Genomic DNA, 25,813 nt, shown 5'->3' on the forward strand with positions numbered 1-25,813 from the left:
GAAATATGCGCAGCATACGCCAGCCGGGCCGGGCTTGCCAGCCCCGCGTGGTTTGCGAGGCCCGCTTTACCAGCCCTGTTTCGCCACGCCGGCAAAATGCAGTTCGAGGAAATCGACAAAGGCCCTGACCCTGGCCGACAGGTTCAAGCGCTCGGGGTAGACGGCATGGATGTCGGCCGGCGCCAGACGCCAGTCGGGCAGCACCGGCACCAGCCGCCCCGAACGCAGATACGGCGCCACGTCCCATTGCGATCGCTGCACGATGCCGCCGCCGGCCAGCGCCCAGTCGAGCGCGATTTCGCCGTGATTGGTACTGAGCTTGCCACGCACCTTGACGCTTTCCTCGGTTTTGCCCTGGTACAGGGTCCAGCTGCCATAGGCGGCGTCGTTCTCGCGCAGCACGATGCACTGCTGGCGCGCCAGGTCGCGCGGCGCGGCGATCGGCGGCGCGGCGCGCAGATACTGCGGCGAGGCGCACAGCAGGCGGGCATTGGCGGCGATGCGGCGCGCATGCAGGCGCGCGTCCGGCAACGGGCCGATGCGGATGCCCACGTCAAAGGCCGCGTCGAGCAGGTTGGCCGGCCGGTCGCTCACTTGCAGCTGCACCTCGACGTCGGGGCAGGCGCGCGCGAAGGCGGTGATCGCCGGACCCAGATGGCGCCGGCCAAAACCGATGGTGGCGTTCACGCGCAGCAGGCCGCGCGGCGCGGCGCGGCTGCTGGCGACCAGGCTTTCCAGTTCCTCGATCTCGGCCAGGATGCGCGCGCCCTGCGCGAAATACAGCTCGCCCTCCTGCGTGGCGCTCATGCGGCGGGTGCTGCGGTTGAGCAGGCGCACGCCCAGCCGTGCCTCCAGGCTGGCCAGCGTCTTGCTGATGACGGGCGGCGTGACGCCCATTTCGCGCGCCACCGCCGCCATGCTGCCGTGCTTGACCAGCATGGCAAAGAAAGCCAGGTCCGAAACTGCGCTCATTATTCACACCAAAGAAAGAATGGGTTTATCTTGGGCGAATTATATCGCAGGGCTTTCGCTCTAGAATGCCTGCATCCCCCAAACAACGATACAGAGGAGACACCATGTTCGACCACTTCACGGCCGCCACGCAAGACGTCGACGGCGCGCCCGTGCACTATGTGCGCGGCGGCACCGGCCCGGCCCTGCTGCTGTTGCACGGCCATCCGCAAACCCACGTCATCTGGCACAAGGTGGCCGGCGAACTGGCGCGCCATTTCACCGTGATCGCCGCCGACCTGCGCGGCTATGGCGACAGCGGCAAGCCGCCAGGCCTGCCCGACCATGCCAATTATTCGAAGCGCGCCATGGGCCAGGAGCAGTTGCGCCTGATGGAGCTGCTGGGCTTTGACAGCTTTGCGCTGATGGGCCATGACCGCGGCGGCCGCGTCGCCTACCGCATGGCGCTCGACCATCCTGAACGCATACGGCGCCTGGTGGTGCTCGATATCGCGCCCACGCTGGCCATGTACGAGCAGACGACGCGCCAGTTCGCCACCAGCTATTACCACTGGTTCTTCCTGATCCGCCCGGCGCCGTTTCCCGAGCTGCTGATCAACGGCAATCCGGACGCCTACCTGGAGCACACCATCGGTGGCCGCTCGGCCGGCCTGGCGCCCTTCACGCCCGAAGCCTATGCCGAATACCGGCGCTGCCTGCGCGACCCGGCCACCATCCACGGCATTTGCGAAGACTACCGCGCCAGCGCCGGCATCGACCTCGACCACGAACGCGCCGACCTGGCATCGGGCCGGCGCATCAGCTGCCAGATGCTGGCCCTGTGGGGCGCGCAAGGAGTGGTCGGCCAGTGCTTCGATCCGCTGGCCGAATGGCGCAAGCTGGCCAGCAAGGTAAAGGGCCGCGCCCTGCCCTGCGGCCACTACATCCCAGAAGAAAACCCGGCCGCCCTGCTGGCCGAAGTGCTGCCCTTCCTGCTCGATACCACTGAAAGCCAGCCATGAAGCCATTCACGCTGTATGAAAAACTGGTCGCCTCGCATACGGTCGAACGCCTCGACGCGCAGCACGTGCTGCTGTATGCCGACCTGCATATCATGAACGAATACACGAGTCCCCAGGCATTTACCGGCCTGCACGACAAGGGCCGCGCCGTGCTGCGCCCGCTGCAGCAGCTGGCCGTGGTGTCGCACATTATTCCCACCGCGCCGCTGCCGGTGGGCCAGCGGGTGATCGCGGACCCGGCGTCCAGCCTGCTGGCGCTCAATCTGCGCCGCAACTGCGCGCGCCACGGCATCCGGCTGTACGACACCAACGATATCGACCAGGGCATCGAACATATCATCGCGCCGGAACAGGGCCTGGTGCGCCCCGGCATGGTGATTCTGTGCGGCGACAGCCACACCACCACCTACGGCGCGCTGGGCGCCCTGGGCTTCGGCGTGGGCACCTCGGAAGTCGAGCATATCCTCGCCACGCAGACCCTGGTGTACCGCGTGGCGCGCACCATGCGCGTGCGCATCGACGGCGTGCTGGCGCGCGGCGTGTCCGTCAAGGACCTGACCCTGTACCTGGTCGCACGCCTGGGCGCCCAGGGCGCGCGCGGCTATGCGGTGGAGTTTTGCGGTGCCGCCATCGACGCGCTGTCGGTCGAAGCGCGCATGACGCTGTGTAACATGGCCGTCGAAGCGGGCGCGCGCGCCGCCCTGATCGCGCCCGACCAGGCCACGCGCGACTACCTGCGCGCGCATGCCGCCGTGTTTGCCGACGGCCCCCTGCCAGCCCTGTGGGACGCACTGCGCTCCGACGCCGGCGCCGCGTTCGACCTCGAACACGTGTTCGACGCCGGCCAGGTCGCGCCGTATGTCACCTGGGGCACGAGTCCGGACCAGGGCATGGCCGTCGACGCCTGCATACCGGCCGCCGGCGATGCGCAAAAAGCGCTGGCCTACATGGGCCTGGCCGCCGGCGCGCCGATCGCCGGCCTGCCGATCGACCGCGTGTTCATCGGTTCGTGCACCAACAGCCGCATCGAAGACCTGCGCGCGGCCGCCGCCATCGTCGGTGCCGGCAAGGTGTCGCCCGGCGTGCGCGCCATGGTGGTGCCGGGATCGGGCGCCGTGCGGCGCCAGGCCGAAGCGGAAGGGCTGGCCGATATTTTCACGCGGGCCGGCTTCGAATGGCGCCAGCCCGGCTGCTCGATGTGCCTGGCCATGAACGACGACCTGCTGGCGCCCGAAGAACGCTGCGCCTCGACCACCAACCGCAACTTCGAAGGGCGCCAGGGCCGCGCCGGCCGCACCCATCTGATGAGCCCCGCGATGGCCGCCGCTGCCGCCATCACGGGCATGATTACCGACGTGCGCACACTGGGAGCACACCATGCATGAACCATGGACCATGATTTCCGGCCTGGCCGCGCCGCTGCTGATCGACAATCTCGACACCGACCAGATCATGCCCAAGCAATTCCTGCGCACCATCGGCAAGGAAGGGCTGGACCAGGGCCTGCTGTACGATTTGCGTTTCGATGGCAACGGCCAGCCGCGCACGGACTGCATCCTGAACGCGCCGCGCCAGGCCGGCACGCGCATCCTGCTGGCGGGATCGAACTTCGGCTGCGGCTCGAGCCGCGAACACGCCGTCTGGGGCTTGCAGCAATACGGCATCGCCGCCGTGATCGCCCCCAGCTATGGTGAAATCTTTTACGGCAATGCGCTCAACAACCGGCTGCTGCCGGTGGTGCTGGCACAGGACGAGATCGCCATGCTGGCGGCCAGCCTGGCGCAGGCGGAGCTGCCGGCGCTGTCGATCGACCTGGTGGCGATGACGGTCACGGCACCCGGTAGCTTGTGCTTTCCGTTCACGCTGGCGCCACGCGAAAGGCAGATGCTGGTCGAGGGCCTGGACATGATCGCCCTGACCCTGCGGATGCAGCCACAGATCGCCGCCTTCGAAGCGCGCCACGTGATGGCGCAGCCGTGGATGCGGGTGTTTTAATTGCATTTGCCGCGCAGCCTGGCGATCGCCACGAACGGCAGCGCATACACGCCGACCACGCCGACCGGCCCCAGGTTGGTCGGCTGGCGCTTCAGGCCGTCCGGATGCAGGCAGTCGGGCACTTTCGCTTCACTGAAGGCGGCGGCGAATTGTTCGTATTTGTCGGCGCGGATGGTCACCTGCTGCATGGCCGGCTGGCCCGATTCGGCCTGCGCGCGCTTTTCTTCGGCCAGGGTCTCGCGCACGGCGGCGCTGATCATGGCCTGGGTCAGGGCCGGAGACGGTGCAAGTGCAGGCGGCGTGGCTACCGGCACCTGTGCGGCGGCAAGCGTGGTGGTCATGGCCAGCACAATGGCACTGCAGACTGACTTCATGGACACTCCCGGCGCAGATGGCAAGTTGATAAGCTGGCCTGAACTATATCACCACCGAGGCGCCGCGTGCGCAGGGCGGGCGATTGCAGGCTCAGGTACAATACGCGCTCGAATTTGATGGGCCGCGCACGCAGGCGCGCCCGCACAGACAAGCACACAGCCATGAAATCCATCCCTACTCTCGCCCTGGCGCTGGCCCTGGCCATCACGCATGCCGGCGCCATCGCCAAGGACACCAAGCAAAGCCTGCTGTTCGACGAAATCCCGATCGGCAGCTGGAGCACTTCGGCCGAACTGGGCGCCATCACCACTTCGGGCAATACGGCCGGCACGTCCGTCACCGGCAAGATCGACGCGCGCCAGGAACTGGACGACTGGAGCAACCAGTACATTTTCAGCGGCTACTTCAAGGAAGACAAGAATACCGATGACGAGGGCCACCGCTACCGCGAGCGCTCGGCCGAGCGCTTTTCCGCCTCCGGCAAGGCCGCCTACAAGCTGATGGCCGACAATGAAAAACTGTTCGTGCTGGCCTCGCACGTGAACGACCGCTTCGGCGCCTACACCAAGTACTCGACCCTGGCCGTCGGTCACGGCTCGCGCTGGTACCAGTCCGAAGACAAGAGCGTCGACGTGGAAGTCGGTCCGGGCTACTTCAGCGGCACCAACGACGAAGGCATCTCCGAACACGGTTTGACGATTCGCGGCGCGGCGGCCATGAAATGGAAGGTGAGCCAGTCGGCCATGTTTACACAGACCGTCAGCGTGGAGCGCGGCACCTCGAACACCCACTCGATCGCCGAATCGGCGCTCAGCACCAAGATCAACGGCACCATGCAGATGAAAGCCGCCTTCAGCGCCCGCAACGACACGCGCGTGCCGGACGATAAAAAGAACACCGATACGCAGACGTCGCTGACGCTGGTGTATTCGTTCTGATGCAAGCGCTAACGGTGGCGTCGGATTACGGCCTTCGGCCTAATCCGACCTACGGTGCTGTCGAAGACAGTCGACAAGAGAAGCGCAGGTCGGATTAGCGTAGCGTAACCCGACGCAGATATACCTATACCGGTTCCTTCCACTGCGCCTTGATCTCCAGCATGGCCGGCAGATTGGCGATAAACAGCTCGATCAGTTCGGGATCGAAGTGCACGCCGCTGTCGCGCCGCATGGTGTCGATCGCCTCTTCCACCGTCCAGGCACGCTTGTAGGGGCGTTCGCTGGTGAGGGCGTCGAACACGTCGGCGATCGCCACGATGCGCCCCTCGAGCGCGATTTCCTCGCCTTTCAAGCCGTTCGGGTAGCCGCTGCCGTCCCATTTTTCATGGTGCGTCAGGGCGATGGTACGCGCCATTTTGAGCAGGCCGCCGGCATGCTCGCCGATGATGGCGGCGCCGATTTCGGCGTGGCTGCGCATCACCTGCCATTCGTCCGCATCGAGCTTGCCCGGCTTTTGCAGGATGGCGTCCGGGATGCCGATCTTGCCGACATCGTGCATGGGCGCGGCGTTCAGCAGGTCTTCGGCCTGGGTCTCGCTGAAGCCGGCCGCCAGCGCCAGCTGGCGCGCGTAATAGCTCATGCGGATGACGTGCATGCCGGTTTCATTGTCCTTGTACTCGGCCGCCTGGCCCAACCGCTGGATCACCTGCAGGCGCGAGCGGCGCAGTTCGGCCGCGTCGACCAGCGACAGATGGGTACGCACGCGGGCGCGCACGATGGGCGGGCTGACCGGCTTGGTGATGTAGTCGACGGCACCGGCGTCGAAGCCTTCCGCTTCGTCCTTCACGTCGGCCAGGGCCGTGACGAAAATGACGGGAATGGCCGCCGTCAGCGGCATCGCTTTGAGCTTGCGGCACACTTCATAGCCGGTCATGGCGGGCATCATGATGTCGAGCAGGATCAGCTCGACCGGATTGTTCTGTGCCAGCTCCAGGGCCTTTTCGCCGTCCTTGGCATACAGCAGACGATAATCGTCCTGCAGGATCTGGCGCAGCACCTGCAGGTTGGTCGCTTCATCGTCGACCAGCAGCAGGGTCGGTTTTTGTTCGGGTAATTTCATGTCGATACATTAACTCAGATTCGGATCAGGATGATACAGCACCGTCTTCTTCGGCCGCCTGTGCCTGCAGCCACTCGAGCAACTGCCTGAGCACGGCGGCGGCGCGCGCAAATTCGAAGTCGTCGATGGCGCCGGCCAGGGTTTGCAGCTGGCGCTGCCCGGCGTGCGGCGCCAGCAGGGTGGTGACGTCCGCCATCAGGGCGTCGTCGAGTTGGCCGCCTTCCAGGCTGGCGATCGCCTTGCGCAGCACCGCTTCGGCGGCCGCGTGGTCGAGCGGCACGCCGGGGGCGGCCACGCTGGCCACACTGTCCAAGCCGGCCTGCGCGCCCTCGCCCACTTCGACGGCCAGCGCGGCAAACGCCGCCGCCAGCTGCTCCAGCAGTTCGGCCACCGGCGCTTGGTGGTGCAGCGCCTGCTCGATGCGGCCGAGGATGCCCTCGATCTGCACCAGGCACAGATTGGCGGCCGCACCCTTCAGACGGTGCAGCAGGTGGCCGGCCACGCTGGCGCTGCCGCGATCGATCTCGCGCGCCAGCAGCGCCGTGCTGTCGCCGTTGGTCCTGGCGAAACGGCTTATTGCGCGCTCCAGCGCGTCGCGTCCGCCCCACAAGGCCGTGCCGCGCTGCCAGTCGACCTGGCCGCCGGCGAAGCCCAGCGCCGCCTGCTGTGGCGCCAGTCCGGTGTCGACGGCGATGTCGAGCAGGCGCGCGATTTCCGCCGTCAGCTTGTGCATTTCCAGCGGCTTGGAGGCAAAGCCGTTCATGCCAGCCGTCTGCGCGGCGCGCCGGTCCTGTTCCAGCACGCTGGCCGTCAGGGCGATGATCGGCGTCGGCTTCAGCCCTTGCTCGCGTTCGTGCACGCGGATCAAACGCGTCGCTTCCAGGCCGTCCATGCGCGGCATCTGCACGTCCATCAGCACGATGTCGTAGCTGCCGTTGCGGAATTCGCGCACGGCGCTGTCGCCATCGCCGGCGGTGATCACCTGGTGGCCGGCCGCGCCCAGGCTGATCATCAGCAGTTCGATATTTTGCGGTACGTCGTCGGCCGCCAGGATGCGCAGCGGCGGCAAGGCCAGCGCCGGCTGCTCACTGCGGCGCAATACCACCTTGCCGGCCGCCAGCGGCAGCAGCACGTGGAACACGCTGCCCACGCCAAGGGTGCTTTCCACCGTGATGGTGCCGCCCATCAGCTCGACCAGCTGCAGCGAGATGGTGGTGCCCAGGCCCGTGCCGCCGAAGCGGCGGCTCATCGAGGAGTCGGCCTGGGTGAATGGCGCGAAGATCTTGTCGAGGCGGTCGGCCGGAATGCCGATGCCCGTGTCGTGCACGGCGACATGCACGCTGGCGCCGCGCATGTCGACGGCGACGCGCACCTGGCCCGCTTCGGTGAACTTGACGGCGTTGCCGATCAGGTTGGTCAGCACCTGCTGGATGCGGCGCGCGTCGCCAAGGAAGAACTGGCCGGCGCGCGGATCGTAGTCGACCAGCAGCTCGATCTCCTTGTTATGGGCCGTGATGCGCAGCGAGGCGGCCACGTGGTCGACCAGGTCGGGCAGCGAAAAGTCCACCAGTTCCAGTTCGGTCGCGCCCTTTTCCAGCTTGGCGGTGTCGAGGATGTCGTTGAGCAGTTCCAGCAGCGAGCGGGCCGACTGGCGCACGGTGGTCAGGTGGCGCCGCTGCAGGCTGTCCAGGGCCGTGCCCAGCAACACTTCCGTGAAGCCGATGATGGCGTTCATCGGCGTGCGGATCTCATGGCTCATGTTGGCCAGGAACGAAGTTTTTGACTCGGCCGCCAGCTCGGCGCGGTCCTTGGCGGCGCGCAGGTTTTCCTGCATGGCTCGCTGCTCGCTGATGTCGGTGGCCAGCTTGACCACCTTGAACGGCTTGCCGTCGGCATTGAAGATCGGATTGTACGAGGCCTGGATGCTGATCCTCTTGCCGTTCCTGCCGATGCGGTTGTATTCGGCGGCGTCGAATTCGCCATTGCCCAGGCGCTGCCAGAACACCGGATAGTCTTCGGACTGCACATAGTCCGGTTCGCAGAACATGCTGTGATGCTGGCCCAGCACTTCGTCGAGCCGGTAACCGACCAGGTCGAGGAAGTTCTGGTTGGCGGCCAGCACCCTGCCCTGCAGGTCGAATTCGATCACCGCCATGGCGCGCGAAATGGCCGTGACCTTGCCTTCGTATTCGGCATTGCGCAATTCGCTTTCGGTGATGTCGAGGATGACGCCGTCGATCCAGCGCACCAAGCCGTCGTTGTCCAGCACCGGGCCGCTGCTTTCGCGCACCCAGCGTTCGCGTCCGTCGCGGTGGATCATGCGGTAGACGTTTTCAAAGTCGCGCTTCTGGCCGGCCGCCTGCACGCAGGTGTCGTTGACGCGCTGGCGGTCGTCAGGGTGCACCAGATCGAACATTCGGACCCTGCCCTCGATGAAATCCTCGGGCATCCAGCCGGTCAGGTTGTAGACGGCGTCGCTGATGAAGATCATTTTCCAGTCCGGCGCGAAGCTGCTGTGGAACGATACGCCCGGAATATTGCGGATCAGGGTGCGGTACTGGCGCTCGCTGTCCTTCAGCGCCTGCTCCATGTTGCGCGACGAGCGCATGTCGGTGACGAAGGCCACGAACAGCGGCTGGCCCGGCGTGTCGATCTTGCCGATGGCGACGCGGATCGGCAGCATGGCGCCATCCTTGTGGCGACCTTCGAGCTCGCGGCCGCTGTGCAGGATGCGCGAGATACCGGTGGCCACATATTCGCGCAGGTAGCCCTGATAGATGGCCGCGTCGTCATCCTGCAGCAGCAGATTGGCGTCGCGCCCGAGCATCTCGGCTTCGCGCCAGCCGAACAGCGCTTCGGCGGCCGGATTGAAAGAGCGCACCTTGCCCTGGCCGTCGATGGTGATCAGGCCGTCGGCGGCCGTGTCGACGATGGCGCGCAGGCGCGATTCGCCCGCATTCGCATGGCGCAGCAGCTGGCGGTAGCGCAGCAGGCCATTGGCGGCGGCGACAAACACGGTCAGGGTAACGGTGATCAGGGCCACGGCCAGCGCGATGAACGAGGCCTGCACCGTGATGGTGCTGCTGCCTGCGGCCGGCGTGCCCGAAAAACGCGCCGCCAGCATGCCGGTGTAATGCATGCCCGAAATCGCCAGGCCCATCACCACGCTGCTGGCCAGCAGCGCCGTCATCGGGCGCAGCTGCAAACGCGAGGCGGCCAGGCCGAAGCGTATCCACAAGGCCAGCACGGCCATGACGATGGCCACCACCAGCGACAGCGCGAACAGCCAGGGCTCATAGTGCAGGTCGAGTGCGCTCTGCATGGCGGCCATGCCACTGTAATGCATGGAGCCGATGCCGGTGCCGACCAGGACGCCGCCGACCAGCAATTGCGGCACGCTGATCCGCGGGCGCGCCAGCAGGTGCAGCGCGACCCAGGATGCGGCCATGCCCGGCAACATCGACAACAGGGTCAACCGGGGCTCGAAGGTGACGTGGGTGCACAGGTCGAACGCCAGCATGCCGATGAAATGCATTGACCAGATGCCGCCGCCCAGCGCAATGGCGCCCGTCACGATGGCCGTCTGGCGCTGCAGCCACATGTCGCTGTCGCGCGCCATGCCGGCCACTTGCAGCGCCATGAACGAGGCGAAGATGGCGATGGCGATCGAGATGAATACCAGTCCCGCGTCGTGGGTGCCGTACTGGTAAGGCATCGAGGCCGGGCCTGTCGCGAACATTGAACTGAACATGTGCATCCGTGAGCATAAGATTAACAAGCGGCGCAACGCGCGCCAAGGGCGCCACTATCGCAACCATCAGGCGACGCGGCAAGCAGGAACGGGAGTATCGACCGGATGATGGCACGGTCACCAGCCCGCGTTTTCGGGGCGGGGAAAGATGTCTTCCAGATGCCTCCCTGGAATGGGAAAAGCGGCATGCGTGCAAACCCCGGCGCGGCCAATGACAAAGCGGCAACCAGCGTGACGATGATGAATCTGACGAAGGGGGGATTATAGTTGCTTTTGGAAAATATTCATAGGACTTCAGCAAGTCCATGGCAAGCAAGGCAAGGTTTTGCGGCGATTATGCGACAGCGCTCAGGCCAGTGCCAGAGTGGCCATCATCTCGCCATCGGCGTCCAGTCCCTGCTCGACGAAACCGGCGGCCGCATACAGCGCCCTGGCTGCGACATTGGCGGGCGCGTAATACAGCGCGACCCTGGCAGCACCGAGCGCGCCCATCTCGGCCAGCAGCAGCTTCAGCGCCGCGCGGCCATGTCCCCGGTCCTGCCACGGCGCGGCGATCATCAGCCGGTACAGCACATGGGTATCCTGCCGGCCAGTGCTGCCCGGCCCGGCGTACATGGCAAATCCAATCAACTCTCCGCCAAGATAAATCGCGCGTGGGCGCATAGGAGGATGTTCTTGCGCCAACGCCAGGGAATCGGCATTGCTGGCGATAAAGGAGCGCTGCGCCTGATGCAGCGGCAGCTGCAGCACCCTGTCGGCAGTGACTGCGCAGATGGGCCTCAACGACAGCATCAGGCCATCAGCTCCGGCATGCCGCGAAACCAGGCGAGCTGCTCGCGCGTCACGTAGTTGGCGCCGTCGCCGTGCAGGATGACGATTTCAATTTCAGGCGGAATCGAGGCGACCAGCTGGCGGCCGGTAACGGGAATCTTCGGATAATCGATGCCGGCCAGGAAGGCCAGTTCTTCGGCCACGGTCACGCAGCGGCGCTCGGGATTGGGCGACGGCACCAGGAACAGGTCGATCTGCTCGCTTTGCCCGCCAATGACCACATGGAACTGCGCACGCAGCAGCTCGGGCAGTATCCGTTCGATGTTTTTCTCGGCACGCGATTGTTCAAAGGCGCGCTTCAGCGGCGTCAGGGTGGCTGTGATGGACATGGCAATCATGGCAAAATGGTCAGGCCGGCAGTGTAGCAGAGGCGCCGCCGCCGGCGCGCTCCGCTGGCGGTTCCTACATTTTATAGTTCAGCGTCAGCAGCGCGCTGCGCGGCGCACCGTAGCGCGCCAGGCCGCCCGACCAGCTGTAGCCCAGCGCCTGGTAGTAATGGCGGTCGAACACATTGTCGACATTCAGGCGCAGCTGCAGCCTGTCGTTGATGCGGTAGCCGGCGGTGAGTCCCGCCACCACATACGCACCCTGCGAGGTATAAAAACCCGTCTCGCGGCGGAACATCCTGTCCTGCGCCTGGATCGACGCACCGACACTCCATGGCGCCAGGCCGCCGCCCGGCTGCCAGGTGGCCGACAGCTTGAACAGCTGCTTCGGTTCGTCGGTGGCGATGCGCTGGCCGACGTTGGCGGCGATATCATCTTTGGTGTACTTGGCCATGACATAGGTGTAGCCGCCGGCGACCTGCCAGCCCGGCAAGGGCGAGCCGGACAACTGCAGGTCGACGCCTTCGCTTTCCACTTCGCCGGCCGCGCGCGCGCAATAGATGGCGCCGCCGGTCGGGCAGTTGCGCTCGTCGGCCATTTCGCGGTTGCGCTGCTTGATGCGGAACAGCGCGGCGCTGGTATTGAGCGCGCCGCCAAAATACTCGCCCTTGACGCCCACTTCATAGTTGGTGCCGCTCAGTGGCGGCAAGGTATTGCCATTGACGTCCATGCTGCTTTGCGGCTCGAAGATCTGGGTGCCGCTGACATACACGGAATGATGCTTGTCAATGTCGTAGACCAGGCCCAGGTAGGGCGTCAGCCTGGCGCTTTCATCGAGGCTGCGGCGCCACGCAAATTGGGTTTCGTACCAGCCGGTGACGTCTTGCGTGTACCAGCCCAGGCGCGCGCCCATCACCAAATGCAGCGGGTCGGCCAGGCTGAAATTACCTGCCGCATACAAGCCTTTTTCGCGCGTCTTGCGGCCCCAGTTATACGGCTCGAGCCTGCCCGCCTGCATGCGGTAGGCATGCGGATTCCAGTTGCGGATATCGATCACGCGCGTGCCGGCGCCTTCCCAGCTCTGGCCCGCATCGGAATCGTCGTCGCGGTAGCTGGCGCCGATAATCACTTCATGGCGCCGGCCGAACCAGGTGACGGGGCCGCTCACGCGCAGGTCGGCCACCACCTGGCCGGTGCTGTACTTCCAGCCCGTTTCGGACTGCTGCAGCAGATAGGTTTGCCCGTCGATGCGGCTGTTGGTGGTGTTGCGGGTGGACGACCTGGCGTCGACATGGGTGGCCGCCAGGCGCACCTTCCAGCCGCCTGCCAGCTGGTGTTCCAGGTCGGCAAACAGCACGTCGTTGTCGCGGTCCTGGAAGGAGTCGGCGTTGTTCAGAAAGGTGGAACGGGGCAGATTCATGTGGCGCCCGTCCGCAAACGTGGGCAGGCCGACCGAGATGCCGTCGGTGCGGCTGGTCTGGCGCGAAAAGCCGGCGCCCAGCACGGTGTCCGGGCCCAGGTCCGCTTCGATGATGCCGTACAGCGTGCCATTGCTGTTGTTGACCACGTCGATGTAGCTGTCGCTGTCGCGCCAGTTGCCGGCCACGCGGCCGCGCAGGCTGCCCGATTCGTTGAGCGCGGAGCTGGCGTCCAGCGTCACTTGCTTGTCGTTCCAGCTGCCCAGGCTGGCCGAGGCATTGAGCAAGGGTGTGCTTGTGGGGCGCTTGCGCACCAGGTTGATGCTGCCGGATGGTGCGCCCGCCCCTTCCATCAGGCCCGTGGCGCCGCGCACCACTTCCACCCGGTCGTACATGATCATGTCGGCCGACACATTGCGCTGGTTGAAGCCGGTGACGTCCAGTGGCAGGCCATCGACATTGACATGGGTCAGCGCAAAGCCGCGCGCATAGTACGAGGTTTCCTGGTCCGTCACGCCCGGCTGCTTGGTGTAGATGCCGGGCGTGGCCAGCGCCACGTCCTGCAGGGTGGTCAGATGAAAATCGTCCATCTGCTGGCGCGCGATCACGCTGACCGACTGCGGCGTCTGGCGCTGCGACAGCGTCAGGCCGGTCGCCGTGCGCATGTTTTTCGTCGTATACGAGCCCGTGCCCTCGGTATTGCGGTCCGCTTCGGCGCTGACGGTCACGGCAGGCATGGTGGCCAGGTTGACGTCCGCCGCCTTGCGCACCACGTAATTGCCATTGCCGCTGTCGATGGCTTCCAGGCCGCTGCCATCGAGCAGCGCATGCAGGCCCTGGTGCACCGTATAGCGGCCCTGCACCCCCTTGCTGCGCAGGCCCGTCAACGGCGTAGCCTGGGTCGAGATATTTGCGCCAGAGGCTATCGCATAGTGAGACAGCGCCGTTTGCAGGTCGCCAGCGGCGATCCGGTAGTCACGCGCGGCCAGCTGTGCGGTGTCGGCGGCGCGCGCCTGCTGCGGCGCCAGCGTCAGCGCCGCGGCGCCCACGCCGAGGAACAACACCAGCGCGGCGCGCACGGCGCGGGTGGTGGGATGCAAAATAATCGTTGCGCCGGTAGCGCGGTGCGGCAAAGCCATGTGGACCCTTTCGATAGTCAGAATTGCTGTTCTATCTGTTATGACGAAGCACATTCAAAAAAGGGACAGCGATGGTGTCGGGTTACGCTGCGCTAACCCGACCTACGCGGGTTGCAGGTCCGGTTGCGACAGCAGCGCAGGTCGGATTAGCGCGCAAGCGCGTAATCCGACGCATTGCCGGTGCGCGCTTCCACGCTGACCCAGTACGGCGTGCGCAAGCGCACCCGGACCGGCAGCGACAATTGCAGCAATTCGAATATCCTGTCCGTATCCCTGAGCTGGAAAATGCCGTCGACCGGTAGCTGCGCCACCGCCGGATCGCAGCGCACCACGCCGCGCCGGTAGCGCGCCACCTGCGCCAGCAGTTCGCCCAGCGGCATGCGCTCGGCGATCAGCACGCCCTGCAACCAACCGGCGGCGGACGCCGGCATGGCAGTCTCCGCCGCGATGGAACGGTCATCGAAACTGGTTTGCCAGCCGCGCCTGAGGATGCGCGCGGTGGCGCCACCGCCAGCCGGCACAATTTCGACCGCGCCCTCCGTCACCGCCACCTGCGTGCGCGTCGAGAACAGGCCAGCATCATGGCGCACGCCAAACCGGGTGCCGATGGCGCGCACGCTGCCACTGCGGCTCCTGACTACCAGCGGACGCGGATCGGATGCGGTCGCCACATGGATTTCGCCCGCATGCAACGTCACCAGCCGGCGCGCGCCATCGAACGCGATATCGATGGCGCTGGCCGTATTGAGCGCCAGCTGCGTGCCGTCTGGCAGCGTCATCTTGCGTATTTCACCGGTGGCCGTGCTGATGTCGGCGCGCCAGGACAGCCAGGCTTCCGATTTGCTGGCCAGCCACACGGGCGGCGCGGCGCAGGCGATCAATACCGCCAGATGCTTGATGCCGGCGCGCCGTGCCGGTCGCTGCGGCGGCTGGCGCAACGCCGGCGGCACCACGGCCAGCGTCTGGCACACCAGTTCGGCGCGCCGCCAGGCTTCCGCGTGATCGGGATGGCTGGTGCGCCAGGCGTCGAAGGCCTGCTGTTCGGCGGCGCTCAAGGCGCCGTCGCGCAGGCGCACCAGCCACTGCGCCGCCACGCGCGCCGCGCCGGGATCGATGGCGGCGCTCACAATATCAGCAGGATGCACTGCTCGAAGGCCTGCACCAGATGGCGCTTGACGGTGCGCTCGCTGATGCCGAGGCGCGCTGCGATCTCGGCGTAGCCCAGGTCATCGACATGCGCCATCAAAAAAGCGCTGCGCACGGCATCGGGCAAACCGTCCAGCATCGCGTCCACGCGTCGCAGCGCCTGCACGATGATCAGGCGCTCTTCCGGCGACTGCATCAGCAGTTCCGGCTGCTGCGCCAGCGCCTCCAGCCAGGCCTGCTCCAGCGACAGGCGCCGGTAATGGTCGATCAGCAAACGCTGCGCCACCGTGGTCAGGTAGGCGCGCGGCTCGCGCAAGGCCGGCATGGCGGTTTGCGGCGCGCTCAACAGGCGTATAAACGTATCGTGCGCCAGGTCGGCCGCCTGGTCGGCACAGGGCAGCTTGCCGCGCAGCCAGCGCAACAGCCAGCCGTGATGGCTGCTGTAGATGCCGGCGATGGCGTCGCTGGACTGCGCGATATGCACGAGGGACCTCCGCTCAATTGAGAATAGTTCTCATTATCGCAATGATTGCCCTGCCCCGTCAAGTATCTCGCGCGGCTGAAAAATAGTCGTTTTCAGGCACAAGGCCCTGGTTCACGCTGACATGGAAGCGAGCCGCAAGCGCAGTGGCACCATCTCAGGGGCGACTGCCACAGGATCGAGCTTGAAAATGCTGACTCTTGTCGCCAGGCTGTTTGCGCTGTCTTGCAAAGAATAGGCGGCACTGGCGGCCTCCTCGACCAACGCCGCATTTTGTTGCGTGGCCTGGTCCATCTGGCTGATGGCCTGATGAATCTGCTCGATACCTGAACTCTGTTCGGCACTGGCAATGCTGATCTCGCCCATGATCCCGGTCACCCGCTTTACGCTCTGGACGATTTCGTCCATGGTGGTCCCGGCCTGATGGACAAGACGGCTGCCATTATCGACTTTGCCCACCGAATTGGTGATCAGTTCCTTGATTTCCTTGGCTGCGCCGGCCGAGCGATGGGCAAGATTGCGCACTTCGGTGGCAACTACGGCAAATCCGCGCCCCTGCTCGCCGGCGCGCGCCGCCTCGACCGCTGCATTCAGGGCCAGGATATTGGTCTGGAAAGCGATGCTGTCGATGACGGCAATAATATCGACGATCTTGCGCGCCGAGTCCTTGATGTCGTCCATCGTCACGACCACATTGGCCACCACCGCGCCACCACGTAGCGCCACCTGCGATGCGGTTGCCGCCAGCTCGCTGGCCTGGCGGGCATTGTCGGCATTCTGGCGCACCGTGACGGTCAACTCCTCGACCGACGCCGCAGTTTCTTCGATCGAACTTGCTTGCTGTTCGGTCCGCAACGACAGATCCATATTGCCTGAAGCAATCTGGCTCGATGCCGTGGCGATGACATCGCTCTCGGTCCTGACTTCACGCACGATCCCCGTCAGGCTGCCTGTCATGTCGCGTAGCGCGCCAAGCAACTGGCCAAATTCATTATTTGAGGTGACTTCCACCTGCACGCTCAAATCGCCACCCGCGACGCGGCGGGCGACGACGACTGCCGCCTCGAGCGGTCTGGTGATAGCGCGTACCAGATACACCGTTGCGATACCGGCCAGCAAGACAGCAAGGACGATCGCCCCCAGCACCATCCGGTTGACCGCATCAAGCTCAGCGTGCAGCGCTTCGTTTTGCTGCGCATTGCGTTGCGAGATGTCGCTTTGTAATTGCTGATAGGCTTTATGCCCTTTCAGATACGTGGGATTGATATCGCGTATCAGTATTTCCTGCGCCCGATCCCAGTCATTCGCGGCAATCGCGCGCGAGGCGTCGGCAATCAGCGCCTGGCCTAAATCCCGGCTTTCGCTCAGCCAGTGATTCACAGCATCTTTGGTTGTCTGGCGTACCAAAGACGTGAGCAAGGCCTCGCGTTCTTTCTGCAGTTGTTTCGTATTGTCAGCAATATTCTTGAAATGGTTGTCCAGCGGATGATCGTGCATGACCGCATATTTACTGCTCGGGTTGTGTTGCAGCGCTTGCAGGATCTGGCTGCGATTTGTCTCCATGCGATAAATCAGACTGGCAAATGTCAGCTGTTGCTGCGTATATTTGAGCGAGGTCTGTTCCAGCATGTCGACCGAGCGCTTCGCTACATAGTGACCAAGCAGTCCAATAGCGATGGTAACCACGGCCAGCAAGCCGATGACGGATACGATAAGATTTTTAATGCTGAAGTTTTTCATAAAGAAGTCACGAAGTTTGTTTACGGCTCAGTGCGCGAGCCAGCCAGGAGCGCGCATCCGACAGGAAAATGCCACTCATTAAATTGATCAATTTGACGAAATTGACGACATCGTCAAATTTTTTGCCGATTATGGCATCAAATATTTCCTGAGGCAAACGAAATTTGCTAAAATCATTCGCTGGCAGGGAGGCATCGTTAGTTGACATACGATGAGATTGAAAGAAAGATAAAGATGCGAGCAAAAACAGAACGGGATGCGGACCCTGAAATTGTCACCACCAGCAAGGCAGCCGATTTGCTGGGTGTGGCGGTGAGCACCGTGCAAAAATGGGTAGAATTGGGGAAATTGGAGTCGTGGAAAACGCCTGGCGGACATCGCCGCATTCCGCTGGCCTCTATCCTTGACGTTTTGCATCCCGACGGTGTTGGCTTGCCTGACAAAAACCTGCCTGCGCCAAAAAACATGCATGCGCCTGCCAAAGGCGGGCTGCCCGATGTGACCGACGAAAGCGCGCGGCTGCGCGCCACGCGCGCAACAGGCTTGTTCGACACGCCGGCACACATCAACTACGATCGCATCGTGCGTGTCGCGGCGCTACTGACCGACATGCCCATCTCGCTCATTTCGCTGCTGGATGAGGATCGCCAGTGGTTCAAGGCACGTGTGGGGCTGAGCATCACCGAGACGCCAAGATCATGGGCATTTTGCAATTACACCATCCTCGAGAGCAAAATCATGATCGTCGAGGATGCGACACTAGACCCGCGCTTTGCAGACAATCCCCTGGTGACGGGCCAGGAAGCGATACGTTTCTATGCCGGCGTTCCCTTGTTGGATCGGAACGCGTGCCGCCTGGGCAGCTTATGCGTGCTGGACCGCAAGCCGCGGCAGATGAGCCACGAACAGACCTGGGCCCTGACCGAGCTTGCCACCATCGTTTCCGAGGAAATACAGCGCGGCAGATAAAAGATGCGGCCGGCTGCGCCAACAGCGCGCAGCGCGGCCACAAGATCAGTCTTGCATGACCTTGTCCGGCGTCATCGGCGTGCTGCGCACCCGCTTGCCCGTCGCATGGTAGATGGCATTCGAGATGGCGGCGGCCACGCCGACAATGCCGATCTCGCCCACGCCCTTGGCCCCCAGGCGGCTGACGATGCGGTCGTCCTCCTGCACGAAGATGACGTCGATATCGTGGATATCGGCGTTCACCGCCACATGGTATTCGCCCAGGCTGTGGTTCATGAAGCGGCCCAGCGCATGGTCCATCTGGGTTTCTTCGTGCAGCGCCTGGCTGATGCCCCACACCACGGCGCCGCTGACCTGGCTGGCGGCCGTCTTGGTATTGATGATGCGCCCGGCCGCCACCGCGCTGACCACGCGCGTGACCCGCACCGTGCCGAACTCCTCGTCCACCCGTACTTCGCAGAACACGGCCGAATGCACGGCGCGCGTGTATTTGCGCTGTTGCAGCATGTTCGGCAGCAGCAAATATTTTTCCTCGACCTTCGCCATCTCGGCCGCAGGCAGCAAGGCTGTCAGCGCGATACCCGTTTCCTGTTCGCGGCGCAGCCGCACGCGCCCCTCGACAAACTCCACGTCGGCAAAGCGCGCTTTCGGAAATGGCGAATCGGGCAACTGCCTGGCCAGCTTGAACAGCGTCTTTTTGAGTTTTTCACAGGCACCCTGCACCGCCGAACCGACCGTGGCCACATGCGAGGAACCGCCTTCGATCGGCGCCACCGGCAAGGTGGAGTCGCCGAGCTGGAAGGCCACGTGTTCCAGCGGCAGGCCCATTTCCTCGGCAGCGATGGTGGCCATCACGGTGTACGTGCCGGTGCCGATATCGGTGGCCGCGCTGCTGACCACCAGCCGCCCGTCCGCATGCAGCACCGCGCTGGCGCGGGCAAACATCTGCATCGCGTCCCAGATGCCGGTCGCCATGCCCCAGCCCACCCACTCCGTGCCTTCCTTGCGGCTGCGCGGCGCCAGCGGACGCCGGCTCCAGCCGAAGCGCTCGGCGCCCTGCGCGTAACAGGCGCGCAGCTCCTTGGTCGAATACGGCAGGTCGTCGACGGGATTGGACTCGGCATAATTCTTCAGCCGGAAGGCCAGCGGGTCCATGCCCACCTGGTACGACAATTCATCCATCGCCACTTCCAGCGCATGCACGCCGTGGGCCGCGCCGGGCGCGCGCATGTCCATCGGACTGAACTGGTCCAGGTCGACCAATTGATAGCCGAGGCGGATATTCTCGCAGGCGTACAGCTGGCCCGACCAGTTCACCACCGCTTCCACATAGTCCTCGAAGCGCGAGGTTTCGGCCGTGGCGTCGTGCGCGATGGCCTGCAGCACGCCGTCGCGGCTGGCCGCCAGTTTGACGCGCTGCCAGGTTTCGGGCCGGTGGCCGAAGGTAAACATCTGCTGGCGCGTCATCACCACCCTCACCGAACGCTGCAGTTTCAAGGCGGCCATCACCACCAGCGGCAGCTGGTACTGGGGCCGCAAACCGGCGCCAAACGCCCCGCCCACATAGGGGTTGCGCACCGTGACTTCGGATTTCGACAAGCCGAACACGCGCGACACATACCAGCGGCTGTTCTGCGAGCTTTGCGTCTTGTCGTAGATGGTCAGATGGCCGTCGGCGGCGCGCAGTACGGTCGACGCAAACAGCTCCATCGGGTTGTGGTGCTCCACCCCGCTGTAATATTCGGCATCGATCTTGCAGTCGGCATCCTGCCAGGCCTGCTCCGCGTGGCCCTTTTCATCGGGCGGTGGCGTGTAGCCGGCTTTCAGCCCCTTCGGCTTGTGCGGCCGCGACAGATAATTGAGCAGCCCTGTTTCATGCGGTTCTTCCGCATAACGGACTGTCACCAGCGCCGCCGCATGGCGTGCCGCCTCGAAGGTATCGGCCACCACCAGCGCCACCGGCTGGCCATTGCTGACAACCTGCTCGTCGTACAGGGGCCGGAACGGCGCACCGCCGGGGGCCGTCATGTCCTTGTAGAACAGGTCGAAACTGCGCATTTTCGGCCGGTTCAGGTAGGTGATCACCTCGACCACGCCGGGCTGCGCCAGCGCCGCGCTGGTGTCGAAGGAGATGATGCGTCCTTTGGTGATGGTGCTGTTGACCACCACGCCGTGCAGCAAGTCGTCGGCCTGGAATTCGGCCGCATAGCGCGCCGCGCCCGTCACCTTGTCGCGCCCGTCCACGCGCGATACCGCCGTGCCGGTTTTCACGTAGCCGGTACCCGCGTCCGCCACCGGCGTGCGCAGTTCCGGGATCAGTTCTGTCGTTGGGCCACTCATGCCGCTCCCCTTGTCATCACCGTGCCGCCATGGCCCGTATTGTCCTGCGTGCCGGCCACCGCCATGTTCAGCGCGCGCACGATGGCGCGCCGCGCCATGACGATCTTGAAATCGTTGCCGCCCTGCCCCTGCGCCCCATCCAGCAGGCGGTCGGCAAAGGCGCCGAAGCGGACGGGATCGGGCGCGCCGCGCAGCAGCGCTTCGGCCTCCTCCACGCGCCAGGGCTTGTGCGCCACGCCCCCCAGGGCCACCCGGCCTTCGCGTATCTGTCCGTCGTCGCCGATATCGAGCATGGCCGCCACCGACACCAGCGCAAACGCATACGAAGCGCGCTCGCGCAGCTTCAGGTAGACCGAGTGCGCCGCAAACTGCGGCGCCGCCGGCAGCGCGATATGGGTAATCAGTTCGTCCGGCGCCAGCGTGGTGTCGATCTGCGGCTGGTCGCCGGGCAGGCGGTGAAACTCGCCGAAAGGAATCGCCCGCTCGCCATTGCCGGACGCCACATGCACCACGGCGTCGAGCGCGCGCAGCGCCACGCACATGTCGGACGGGTGCGTCGCGATGCAGGAATCGCTGGCGCCGAGAATGGCGTGCTGGCGCGAAATGCCGCCGATGGCCGGGCAGCCGCTGCCAGGTTCGCGCTTGTTGCACGGCACGCCAACGTCGTAGAAATAATGGCAGCGCGTGCGCTGCAGCAGGTTGCCGCCATTGCTGGCCATATTGCGGATCTGCGGCGAGGCGCCGGCCAGGATGGCCGCGCTCAATAGCGGCGTGCGTTCCAGCACCAGCGGATGATAGGCGGTGGCCGCATTGCGCGCCAGCGCGCCCAGCCGCAAGCCACCATCGTCATCGGCCTCGATGGCGTCCAGCGCCAGCCGGTTGATATCGACCAGACGCTGCGGCAGCATCACGCGCTCTTTCATCAGGTCGACCAGGTTGGTGCCGCCGGCGATAAAGCGCGCCCCTTCGGCACGGATCTGCGTCAATGCGGCGGCCTGGTCGAACGGCACCACGAACGAGAGCGGATTCATGCGGGCACCATGCCGACCGGCGCGCTGGCCTGGCCGTCCTGGGTTTCCGCGGGCAGTTGCATCACGTCAGCCAGCGCCGCGACAATCTGCGGATAGGCGCCGCAGCGGCAGATATTGCCGCTCATCAGTTCGCGCACCTGGGCGCGCGTCGTGGCCTGCCCTTCGGCGATCAGCCCCATGCCGGAACACAGCTGGCCCGGGGTGCAGTAGCCGCATTGAAAAGCGTCGTGCGCAATGAATGCCTGCTGCAGCGGATGCAGCCCGGCACCTTCCGCCATGCCTTCGACGGTGGTGATGCTGCGACCTTCCTGCATCAGCGCCAGGGTCAGGCATGAATTGATGCGCTTGCCATCGACCAGCACCGTACAGGCGCCGCACTGGCCGTGGTCACAGCCCTTCTTGGTGCCGGTCAGGGCCAGGCGGTCGCGCAGCAGGTCGAGCAGGCTGACCCAGGCTTCGACATGCAGCTGATGCTGCCGGCCATTGACATTCAGCTTTAGCGGGTACAGCGGCACCGGCGGCGCGGCCTGTGCGGGAGAAATTGGTGTTGCGGGCAAACGGGTATCCATGGCAAACCCTTCCAGATAGATCGTGGGAATGCCTGAATATTAAGATTGTAGCGACGGATGTTATATGCGGTCTCGCACATATGGGAAATTGAGCGTGATGGATACGCTCGGGCTTTGCTGCGGCCCGACTCTCAATAGTCGTGGCCTTGACTGCCACGGACCTGCTTCACCTTTCCCATGCCGACCAATTTGTGCAACTCGCGTACCTCGAACTCCATGCCCAGCCGCAAGGAGTCACGCAACAGCTCCCAGCTCACCAGGCGGATGCCGGCCTCGATGGTTTCGCCGGGAAAATGCCACTCGTCATCCTGATAGTCATGGCATCCGCTGGCCAGCCAGTCAATATGCGCAAACTTGTGGTGCGGCGCATAACCGCTCTTCACCCCTTTCACCTTGGGCTCGGCCACGTGTTCGAGAAACGTGATATCCGCAACGATGTCAAAAATCATGGTGCTTGTGCCGCCGCCCTTCTCTTCCAGTCAAACGCCGGCAGATTGATGCGCGTCTGCGTCGAACCATCCCAGTCGACAGCAAAGCCGGCCTGGCGCAGCGCCTCCACAATGACTTGCCCCACCCGCACGCTGCGCGCCTCGTCATCGGCAAGGTCGCCAAAAGCCAGCATCACGCCATGGCCCTCGACGGCGCGCTCGACATCCTGGCCATGATAGAAACAAAACCCTGTGTAGTGCCCCTCGGGCGCGTCCGCCACCGCCTCGGCCACGTCGGAATAGCCATCGGACATGGTGTAGCCAGCATTGGCCAGCGCGCAGATTCCCTGCTCATGCAGGCCATAAAAAACTTTGTCGAGCCGGTCGCAATCGGTCACCGCCGACCAGGCGCGTTCGGCACGCTGTTTCTCGCGCAGGCGGGGTCCGATCAGCGATTTCAACTCGCCGACATCGCAATCGTCGTCCACGATATCGTCCATCATCTGCTCGATATCACTGTGCGTATAAAACCCGGACCAGACCCACTGCCTGATGCTGTCGGCCACGTGTTGTTCGCTATCGGTCATCCATCATTCCGTTTCACGGGCTTGAGGGCTAGCACCAGGGGAATCGCGAGCGGCCCCAGCAAGGTCACCACGGCGGCCATGGAAGTCGTGGTTTTCAAGTTGCGGCGCTTGGCAATGAAGAGGCAGGCAAAAGCGGACATGGTCCAGATCAGGGCGGGAATATAGGCAGTCATGGCGCACTCCTCAATCAGGTTATCGGGATAAAAGCCATCCTGACATGGATAGCTTGATGACACAATGCAGAATGACGTTTCGGCGCCATGGTTCGCCGCCAGCAGAGGAATTTTCAGCCATTCTTAAGGTTGAAAATCCTGTTTTCAGCTATCGCACCTACATCAGCCATCGCACAACCTTGCCGAATCCGATCCAAAAACGGTCGCCATGGTAGCCGGCCAGAAAGCCGCAACCGACAACCGCAATCACGGCAATGGCAATACACAAGGCGACCGAGTTAATGGCAAAAAACAGGATGACCAGTACCGCAATAACAATGCCGAGCATGCCGCCGCAAGCATAGCGCGTCGCCAGCTCGCCGGGACTGATGTCCAGTTCGCTGTGACTGAGCGGTTGTGATTCGGATGGTTCAGGCATCGGAGCAGATTGGATTAATTTTAAGCTATCAGCGTCGGGCAAGCATCGCCTTCGGTTACAGGCGATGCGTTGATTTCTGGTGCTGCTCGACCAGTATTTTGGCGGTCATCAAGGTCACGTTATACGCGACATGGCCCCGCTCCATCGGTTTCCACTGATTATTTTCCTGGCGAAATGCCCAGGTATTGATGCCATGGCCACGGCCGCCGTGCTCGATCGCCACGATGGTGACACCATCGCTGACGGCCGCAATCACAAAGCGCGTGGACGGCATAGAGGGATTGACGACGCAGCCGTTATTGTATGCGCCGCCCTGGTCGGCAAGGCCGGTGTTTTCGATCAGATAGGAACTCACTTCCGCCGGCAAGCCCGCGAGCGAGGTGGCCATAGCCCAGACGGGTGCACTGTCCGGTGCGGCACTCGCCGGGCCAGCCAGCGCCACGGCGCCCAAGCTTGATGCCAATAATCGATGCCACATTGCCATATGCCACTCCCGGGATGAAGGTTCAAGCTGTTGCTGCTTGCCGGCCTCGATAGTAGCATGGCCCAAGCCCGCTTCCAGTGGAAGGCGGGCCTGGCTTGTTCAGCTTAATGCTGGCCGATCTTGGTGATCTTCAGCGAGTTGGTGCCGCCCACCTTGCCCATCGGCTCGCCCCAGGTCACGACCACGGTGTCGCCTTTCGACACCACCTTGTGCTCGACCAGCAGGTCTTCCGCCTGCTTCAGGACCTTGTCGCGGTCGGTGCCCGATGCCAGGCTCACCGTGCTGACGTTGCGGTACAGCGCCAGCTTGCGTTGCGTGGCCACGCTGGGGGTCAGCGCCACGATGGGGATATCGATATTGCAGCGGCTCATCCACAAGGCGGTCGAGCCCGACTCCGTCAGGGTGGCGATGGCTTTCACGCGCAGGTGGTAGGCGGTGAACAGGGCGCCATAGGCGATCGACTGGTCGATGCGGGTAAAGGTGGCGTTCAGGAAATCGGCATCGAGCTTGACGGTGTCCCATTTTTCCGCGTCCAGGCAGATGGCGGCCATCGCTTCGACGGTTTCGATCGGATAGCGGCCCGACGCGGTCTCGGCCGAGGTCATCACGGCGTCGGTGCCGTCCAGCACGGCGTTGGCCACGTCGGATACTTCGGCGCGGGTCGGCACGGCGTTGACGATCATCGATTCCATCATCTGCGTGGCGGTAATGGCCAGTTTATTGGACACGCGCGCCATCTTGATCATGCGCTTTTGCAGGGCCGGCACGGCCGCATTGCCCACTTCCACGGCCAGGTCGCCACGCGCGACCATGATGCCGTCGGAGGCGTCGAGGATTTCCTGCAGCGCGGGAATCGCTTCGGCGCGCTCGATCTTGGCGATCATCATCGGCTTGTGGTCCCATGCTTCGCCGGCGATATTGGCCAGCTGGCGCGCCATCACCATGTCGGTGGCGTTTTTCGGGAACGATACGGCCACGTAGTCGGCCTGGAAGCTCATGGCGGTCTTGACGTCTTCCATGTCTTTTGCCGTCAGTGCCGGTGCGGAGAGCCCGCCGCCCTGGCGGTTGATGCCCTTGTTGTTCGACAGTTCGCCGCCGATTTTCACGGTGGTGTGGATTTCGCTGCCGATGACCTTGTCGACCGTCAGCACGATCAGGCCGTCATTCAACAGCAGCACGTCGGCGGCGCGCAGGTCGCGCGGCAGTTCCTTGTAGTCCAGACCGCAGCGTTCCTGGTTGCCCAGTTCGCCGTTTTCGCCCCATTTCGAGTCCAGTACGAACTTGGCGCCGTTTTCCAGGAAAATCTTGCCTTCTTCAAACTTGCCGACGCGAATTTTCGGACCTTGCAAGTCGGCCATGATGGCCACTTCGCGGCCGCACAGGGTCGCCGCTTCGCGCACCATGCGCGCGCGGTCGATATGGTCCTGCGCCTTGCCGTGCGAAAAATTCAGCCGCACCACGTCGACGCCGGCCTTGAACATGCGCACCAGGGTGTCGATGTCGTTGGAGGCGGGGCCGATGGTGGCGACGATCTTGGTCGCGCGTTGCTGGGTTTGCAGAGTCATGATGGGTGCTTTCTAT

The 25,813-nt window shown here is 64.1% G+C and carries 25 protein-coding genes; 5 read left to right on the plus strand and 20 right to left on the minus strand.

Features of this window, described 5'->3' with window-relative positions:
- Positions 1-66: 66 nt before the first annotated feature.
- Entirely contained in the window at positions 67-972 is a 906-nt protein-coding gene (locus Q8L25_RS21945; RefSeq protein ID WP_308921415.1) for a LysR family transcriptional regulator, read from the minus strand.
- A 104-nt stretch (positions 973-1,076) separates the two neighbouring features.
- Between Q8L25_RS21945 and Q8L25_RS21950 the strand changes: the two genes are divergently transcribed.
- Genes Q8L25_RS21950 through leuD form a run of 3 tightly spaced genes read left to right on the plus strand, consistent with a single transcriptional unit; the run spans position 1,077 to position 3,968 of the window.
- Positions 1,077-1,973 carry an alpha/beta hydrolase gene (locus Q8L25_RS21950; RefSeq protein WP_308921416.1) on the plus strand — a complete coding sequence of 299 codons (897 nt, stop codon included), beginning with the start codon at positions 1,077-1,079 and terminating at the stop codon, positions 1,971-1,973.
- Complete coding sequence (gene leuC / locus Q8L25_RS21955) at positions 1,970-3,358, plus strand: 3-isopropylmalate dehydratase large subunit (protein WP_308921417.1); 1,389 nt, start codon at positions 1,970-1,972, stop codon at positions 3,356-3,358. Before Q8L25_RS21950 ends, leuC begins: the two co-directional genes overlap by 4 nt.
- Positions 3,351-3,968 carry a 3-isopropylmalate dehydratase small subunit gene (gene leuD, locus Q8L25_RS21960; RefSeq protein WP_308921418.1) on the plus strand — a complete coding sequence of 206 codons (618 nt, stop codon included), beginning with the start codon at positions 3,351-3,353 and terminating at the stop codon, positions 3,966-3,968. Before leuC ends, leuD begins: the two co-directional genes overlap by 8 nt.
- Here leuD and Q8L25_RS21965 read toward each other — a convergent pair.
- The gene (locus Q8L25_RS21965) at positions 3,965-4,342 is read right to left on the minus strand and encodes a hypothetical protein (RefSeq protein ID WP_308921419.1); all 378 of its coding nucleotides are present in this window, start codon (positions 4,340-4,342) and stop codon (positions 3,965-3,967) included. The genes leuD and Q8L25_RS21965 overlap by 4 nt on opposite strands.
- 162 nt (positions 4,343-4,504) lie before the next feature.
- Between Q8L25_RS21965 and Q8L25_RS21970 the strand changes: the two genes are divergently transcribed.
- Positions 4,505-5,281 carry a DUF481 domain-containing protein gene (locus Q8L25_RS21970; RefSeq protein WP_308921420.1) on the plus strand — a complete coding sequence of 259 codons (777 nt, stop codon included), beginning with the start codon at positions 4,505-4,507 and terminating at the stop codon, positions 5,279-5,281.
- A gap of 124 nt (positions 5,282-5,405) precedes the next feature.
- On the opposite strand, the gene Q8L25_RS21975 is transcribed toward Q8L25_RS21970, so the two are convergent.
- The 9 genes from Q8L25_RS21975 to Q8L25_RS22015 all read right to left on the minus strand — a co-directional run bounded on the left by Q8L25_RS21975 (position 5,406) and on the right by Q8L25_RS22015 (position 17,441).
- The gene (locus Q8L25_RS21975; protein WP_308921421.1) at positions 5,406-6,401 is read right to left on the minus strand and encodes a two-component system response regulator; all 996 of its coding nucleotides are present in this window, start codon (positions 6,399-6,401) and stop codon (positions 5,406-5,408) included.
- 25 nt (positions 6,402-6,426) lie between these two features.
- On the minus strand, positions 6,427-10,152 hold the full coding sequence (locus tag Q8L25_RS21980) for a PAS domain S-box protein (RefSeq protein ID WP_308921422.1): 3,726 nt from the start codon (positions 10,150-10,152) through the stop codon (positions 6,427-6,429).
- A gap of 348 nt (positions 10,153-10,500) precedes the next feature.
- On the minus strand, positions 10,501-10,944 hold the full coding sequence (locus Q8L25_RS21985) for a GNAT family N-acetyltransferase (RefSeq protein ID WP_308921423.1): 444 nt from the start codon (positions 10,942-10,944) through the stop codon (positions 10,501-10,503).
- Positions 10,944-11,312 carry a hypothetical protein gene (locus tag Q8L25_RS21990; RefSeq protein ID WP_308921424.1) on the minus strand — a complete coding sequence of 123 codons (369 nt, stop codon included), beginning with the start codon at positions 11,310-11,312 and terminating at the stop codon, positions 10,944-10,946. The genes Q8L25_RS21985 and Q8L25_RS21990 overlap by 1 nt, the downstream gene beginning before the upstream one ends.
- 73 nt (positions 11,313-11,385) lie before the next feature.
- Complete coding sequence (locus Q8L25_RS21995) at positions 11,386-13,866, minus strand: TonB-dependent siderophore receptor (protein WP_308921425.1); 2,481 nt, start codon at positions 13,864-13,866, stop codon at positions 11,386-11,388.
- A gap of 146 nt (positions 13,867-14,012) precedes the next feature.
- Positions 14,013-14,993 (minus strand): FecR family protein, encoded by a 981-nt coding sequence (locus Q8L25_RS22000; protein WP_308921426.1) that lies wholly within the window; start codon positions 14,991-14,993, stop codon positions 14,013-14,015.
- The gene (locus Q8L25_RS22005; RefSeq protein WP_374694324.1) at positions 14,990-15,490 is read right to left on the minus strand and encodes a sigma-70 family RNA polymerase sigma factor; all 501 of its coding nucleotides are present in this window, start codon (positions 15,488-15,490) and stop codon (positions 14,990-14,992) included. Before Q8L25_RS22005 ends, Q8L25_RS22000 begins: the two co-directional genes overlap by 4 nt.
- A gap of 117 nt (positions 15,491-15,607) precedes the next feature.
- A complete protein-coding gene (locus tag Q8L25_RS22010; protein WP_308921428.1) occupies positions 15,608-17,233 on the minus strand; it encodes a methyl-accepting chemotaxis protein in 1,626 nt (541 codons plus the stop codon).
- A gap of 7 nt (positions 17,234-17,240) precedes the next feature.
- Positions 17,241-17,441, minus strand: coding sequence for a hypothetical protein (locus Q8L25_RS22015; protein WP_308921429.1), 201 nt, complete (start codon positions 17,439-17,441; stop codon positions 17,241-17,243).
- Between Q8L25_RS22015 and Q8L25_RS22020 the strand changes: the two genes are divergently transcribed.
- Entirely contained in the window at positions 17,435-18,202 is a 768-nt protein-coding gene (locus tag Q8L25_RS22020; protein ID WP_308921430.1) for a GAF domain-containing protein, read from the plus strand. The two genes, Q8L25_RS22015 and Q8L25_RS22020, sit on opposite strands and share 7 nt — an antisense overlap.
- A 45-nt stretch (positions 18,203-18,247) precedes the next feature.
- Here the strand turns inward: Q8L25_RS22020 and Q8L25_RS22025 are convergent, their stop codons facing one another.
- The 9 genes from Q8L25_RS22025 to pyk all read right to left on the minus strand — a co-directional run bounded on the left by Q8L25_RS22025 (position 18,248) and on the right by pyk (position 25,797).
- On the minus strand, positions 18,248-20,542 hold the full coding sequence (locus Q8L25_RS22025; protein WP_308921431.1) for a xanthine dehydrogenase family protein molybdopterin-binding subunit: 2,295 nt from the start codon (positions 20,540-20,542) through the stop codon (positions 18,248-18,250).
- Positions 20,539-21,573 (minus strand): xanthine dehydrogenase family protein subunit M, encoded by a 1,035-nt coding sequence (locus tag Q8L25_RS22030; RefSeq protein WP_308921432.1) that lies wholly within the window; start codon positions 21,571-21,573, stop codon positions 20,539-20,541. Before Q8L25_RS22030 ends, Q8L25_RS22025 begins: the two co-directional genes overlap by 4 nt.
- The gene (locus Q8L25_RS22035; RefSeq protein WP_308921433.1) at positions 21,570-22,142 is read right to left on the minus strand and encodes a 2Fe-2S iron-sulfur cluster-binding protein; all 573 of its coding nucleotides are present in this window, start codon (positions 22,140-22,142) and stop codon (positions 21,570-21,572) included. Before Q8L25_RS22035 ends, Q8L25_RS22030 begins: the two co-directional genes overlap by 4 nt.
- A 131-nt stretch (positions 22,143-22,273) precedes the next feature.
- Entirely contained in the window at positions 22,274-22,591 is a 318-nt protein-coding gene (locus tag Q8L25_RS22040; protein WP_308921434.1) for a hypothetical protein, read from the minus strand.
- Positions 22,588-23,157 (minus strand): hypothetical protein, encoded by a 570-nt coding sequence (locus tag Q8L25_RS22045; RefSeq protein ID WP_308921435.1) that lies wholly within the window; start codon positions 23,155-23,157, stop codon positions 22,588-22,590. Before Q8L25_RS22045 ends, Q8L25_RS22040 begins: the two co-directional genes overlap by 4 nt.
- Positions 23,154-23,330, minus strand: coding sequence for a hypothetical protein (locus Q8L25_RS22050; protein WP_308921436.1), 177 nt, complete (start codon positions 23,328-23,330; stop codon positions 23,154-23,156). Before Q8L25_RS22050 ends, Q8L25_RS22045 begins: the two co-directional genes overlap by 4 nt.
- 157 nt (positions 23,331-23,487) lie before the next feature.
- Positions 23,488-23,790, minus strand: a complete 303-nt coding sequence (locus Q8L25_RS22055; RefSeq protein WP_308921437.1) for a hypothetical protein — start codon at positions 23,788-23,790, stop codon at positions 23,488-23,490.
- Positions 23,791-23,803: 13 nt separating this feature from the next.
- Complete coding sequence (locus Q8L25_RS22060) at positions 23,804-24,298, minus strand: hypothetical protein (RefSeq protein WP_308921438.1); 495 nt, start codon at positions 24,296-24,298, stop codon at positions 23,804-23,806.
- Between the two features lie 38 nt (positions 24,299-24,336).
- On the minus strand, positions 24,337-25,797 hold the full coding sequence (gene pyk / locus Q8L25_RS22065; RefSeq protein WP_308921439.1) for a pyruvate kinase: 1,461 nt from the start codon (positions 25,795-25,797) through the stop codon (positions 24,337-24,339).
- Between the last annotated feature and the right edge of the window lie 16 nt (positions 25,798-25,813).

This window comes from Janthinobacterium sp. J1-1 (assembly GCF_030944405.1).
GTDB lineage: Bacteria > Pseudomonadota > Gammaproteobacteria > Burkholderiales > Burkholderiaceae_D > Janthinobacterium.

Excerpts from the sequence above, each read along its gene's own strand:
- Q8L25_RS22025 (WP_308921431.1), bottom strand. The coding sequence starts at position 20,542 with ATGAGTGGCCCAACGACAGAACTGATCCCGGAACTGCGCACGCCGGTG.
- Q8L25_RS21965 (WP_308921419.1), bottom strand. The coding sequence starts at position 4,342 with ATGAAGTCAGTCTGCAGTGCCATTGTGCTGGCCATGACCACCACGCTT.
- leuD (WP_308921418.1), top strand. The coding sequence starts at position 3,351 with ATGCATGAACCATGGACCATGATTTCCGGCCTGGCCGCGCCGCTGCTG.
- Q8L25_RS21945 (WP_308921415.1), bottom strand. The coding sequence starts at position 972 with ATGAGCGCAGTTTCGGACCTGGCTTTCTTTGCCATGCTGGTCAAGCAC.
- pyk (WP_308921439.1), bottom strand. The coding sequence starts at position 25,797 with ATGACTCTGCAAACCCAGCAACGCGCGACCAAGATCGTCGCCACCATC.
- Q8L25_RS21980 (WP_308921422.1), bottom strand. The coding sequence starts at position 10,152 with ATGTTCAGTTCAATGTTCGCGACAGGCCCGGCCTCGATGCCTTACCAG.
- Q8L25_RS22035 (WP_308921433.1), bottom strand. The coding sequence starts at position 22,142 with ATGGATACCCGTTTGCCCGCAACACCAATTTCTCCCGCACAGGCCGCG.
- Q8L25_RS22040 (WP_308921434.1), bottom strand. The coding sequence starts at position 22,591 with ATGATTTTTGACATCGTTGCGGATATCACGTTTCTCGAACACGTGGCC.
- leuC (WP_308921417.1), top strand. The coding sequence starts at position 1,970 with ATGAAGCCATTCACGCTGTATGAAAAACTGGTCGCCTCGCATACGGTC.
- Q8L25_RS21970 (WP_308921420.1), top strand. The coding sequence starts at position 4,505 with ATGAAATCCATCCCTACTCTCGCCCTGGCGCTGGCCCTGGCCATCACG.
- Q8L25_RS22015 (WP_308921429.1), bottom strand. The coding sequence starts at position 17,441 with ATGTCAACTAACGATGCCTCCCTGCCAGCGAATGATTTTAGCAAATTT.
- Q8L25_RS21990 (WP_308921424.1), bottom strand. The coding sequence starts at position 11,312 with ATGTCCATCACAGCCACCCTGACGCCGCTGAAGCGCGCCTTTGAACAA.
- Q8L25_RS21985 (WP_308921423.1), bottom strand. The coding sequence starts at position 10,944 with ATGCTGTCGTTGAGGCCCATCTGCGCAGTCACTGCCGACAGGGTGCTG.
- Q8L25_RS21995 (WP_308921425.1), bottom strand. The coding sequence starts at position 13,866 with ATGGCTTTGCCGCACCGCGCTACCGGCGCAACGATTATTTTGCATCCC.
- Q8L25_RS22045 (WP_308921435.1), bottom strand. The coding sequence starts at position 23,157 with ATGACCGATAGCGAACAACACGTGGCCGACAGCATCAGGCAGTGGGTC.
- Q8L25_RS22010 (WP_308921428.1), bottom strand. The coding sequence starts at position 17,233 with ATGAAAAACTTCAGCATTAAAAATCTTATCGTATCCGTCATCGGCTTG.
- Q8L25_RS21975 (WP_308921421.1), bottom strand. The coding sequence starts at position 6,401 with ATGAAATTACCCGAACAAAAACCGACCCTGCTGCTGGTCGACGATGAA.
- Q8L25_RS22050 (WP_308921436.1), bottom strand. The coding sequence starts at position 23,330 with ATGACTGCCTATATTCCCGCCCTGATCTGGACCATGTCCGCTTTTGCC.
- Q8L25_RS21950 (WP_308921416.1), top strand. The coding sequence starts at position 1,077 with ATGTTCGACCACTTCACGGCCGCCACGCAAGACGTCGACGGCGCGCCC.
- Q8L25_RS22030 (WP_308921432.1), bottom strand. The coding sequence starts at position 21,573 with ATGAATCCGCTCTCGTTCGTGGTGCCGTTCGACCAGGCCGCCGCATTG.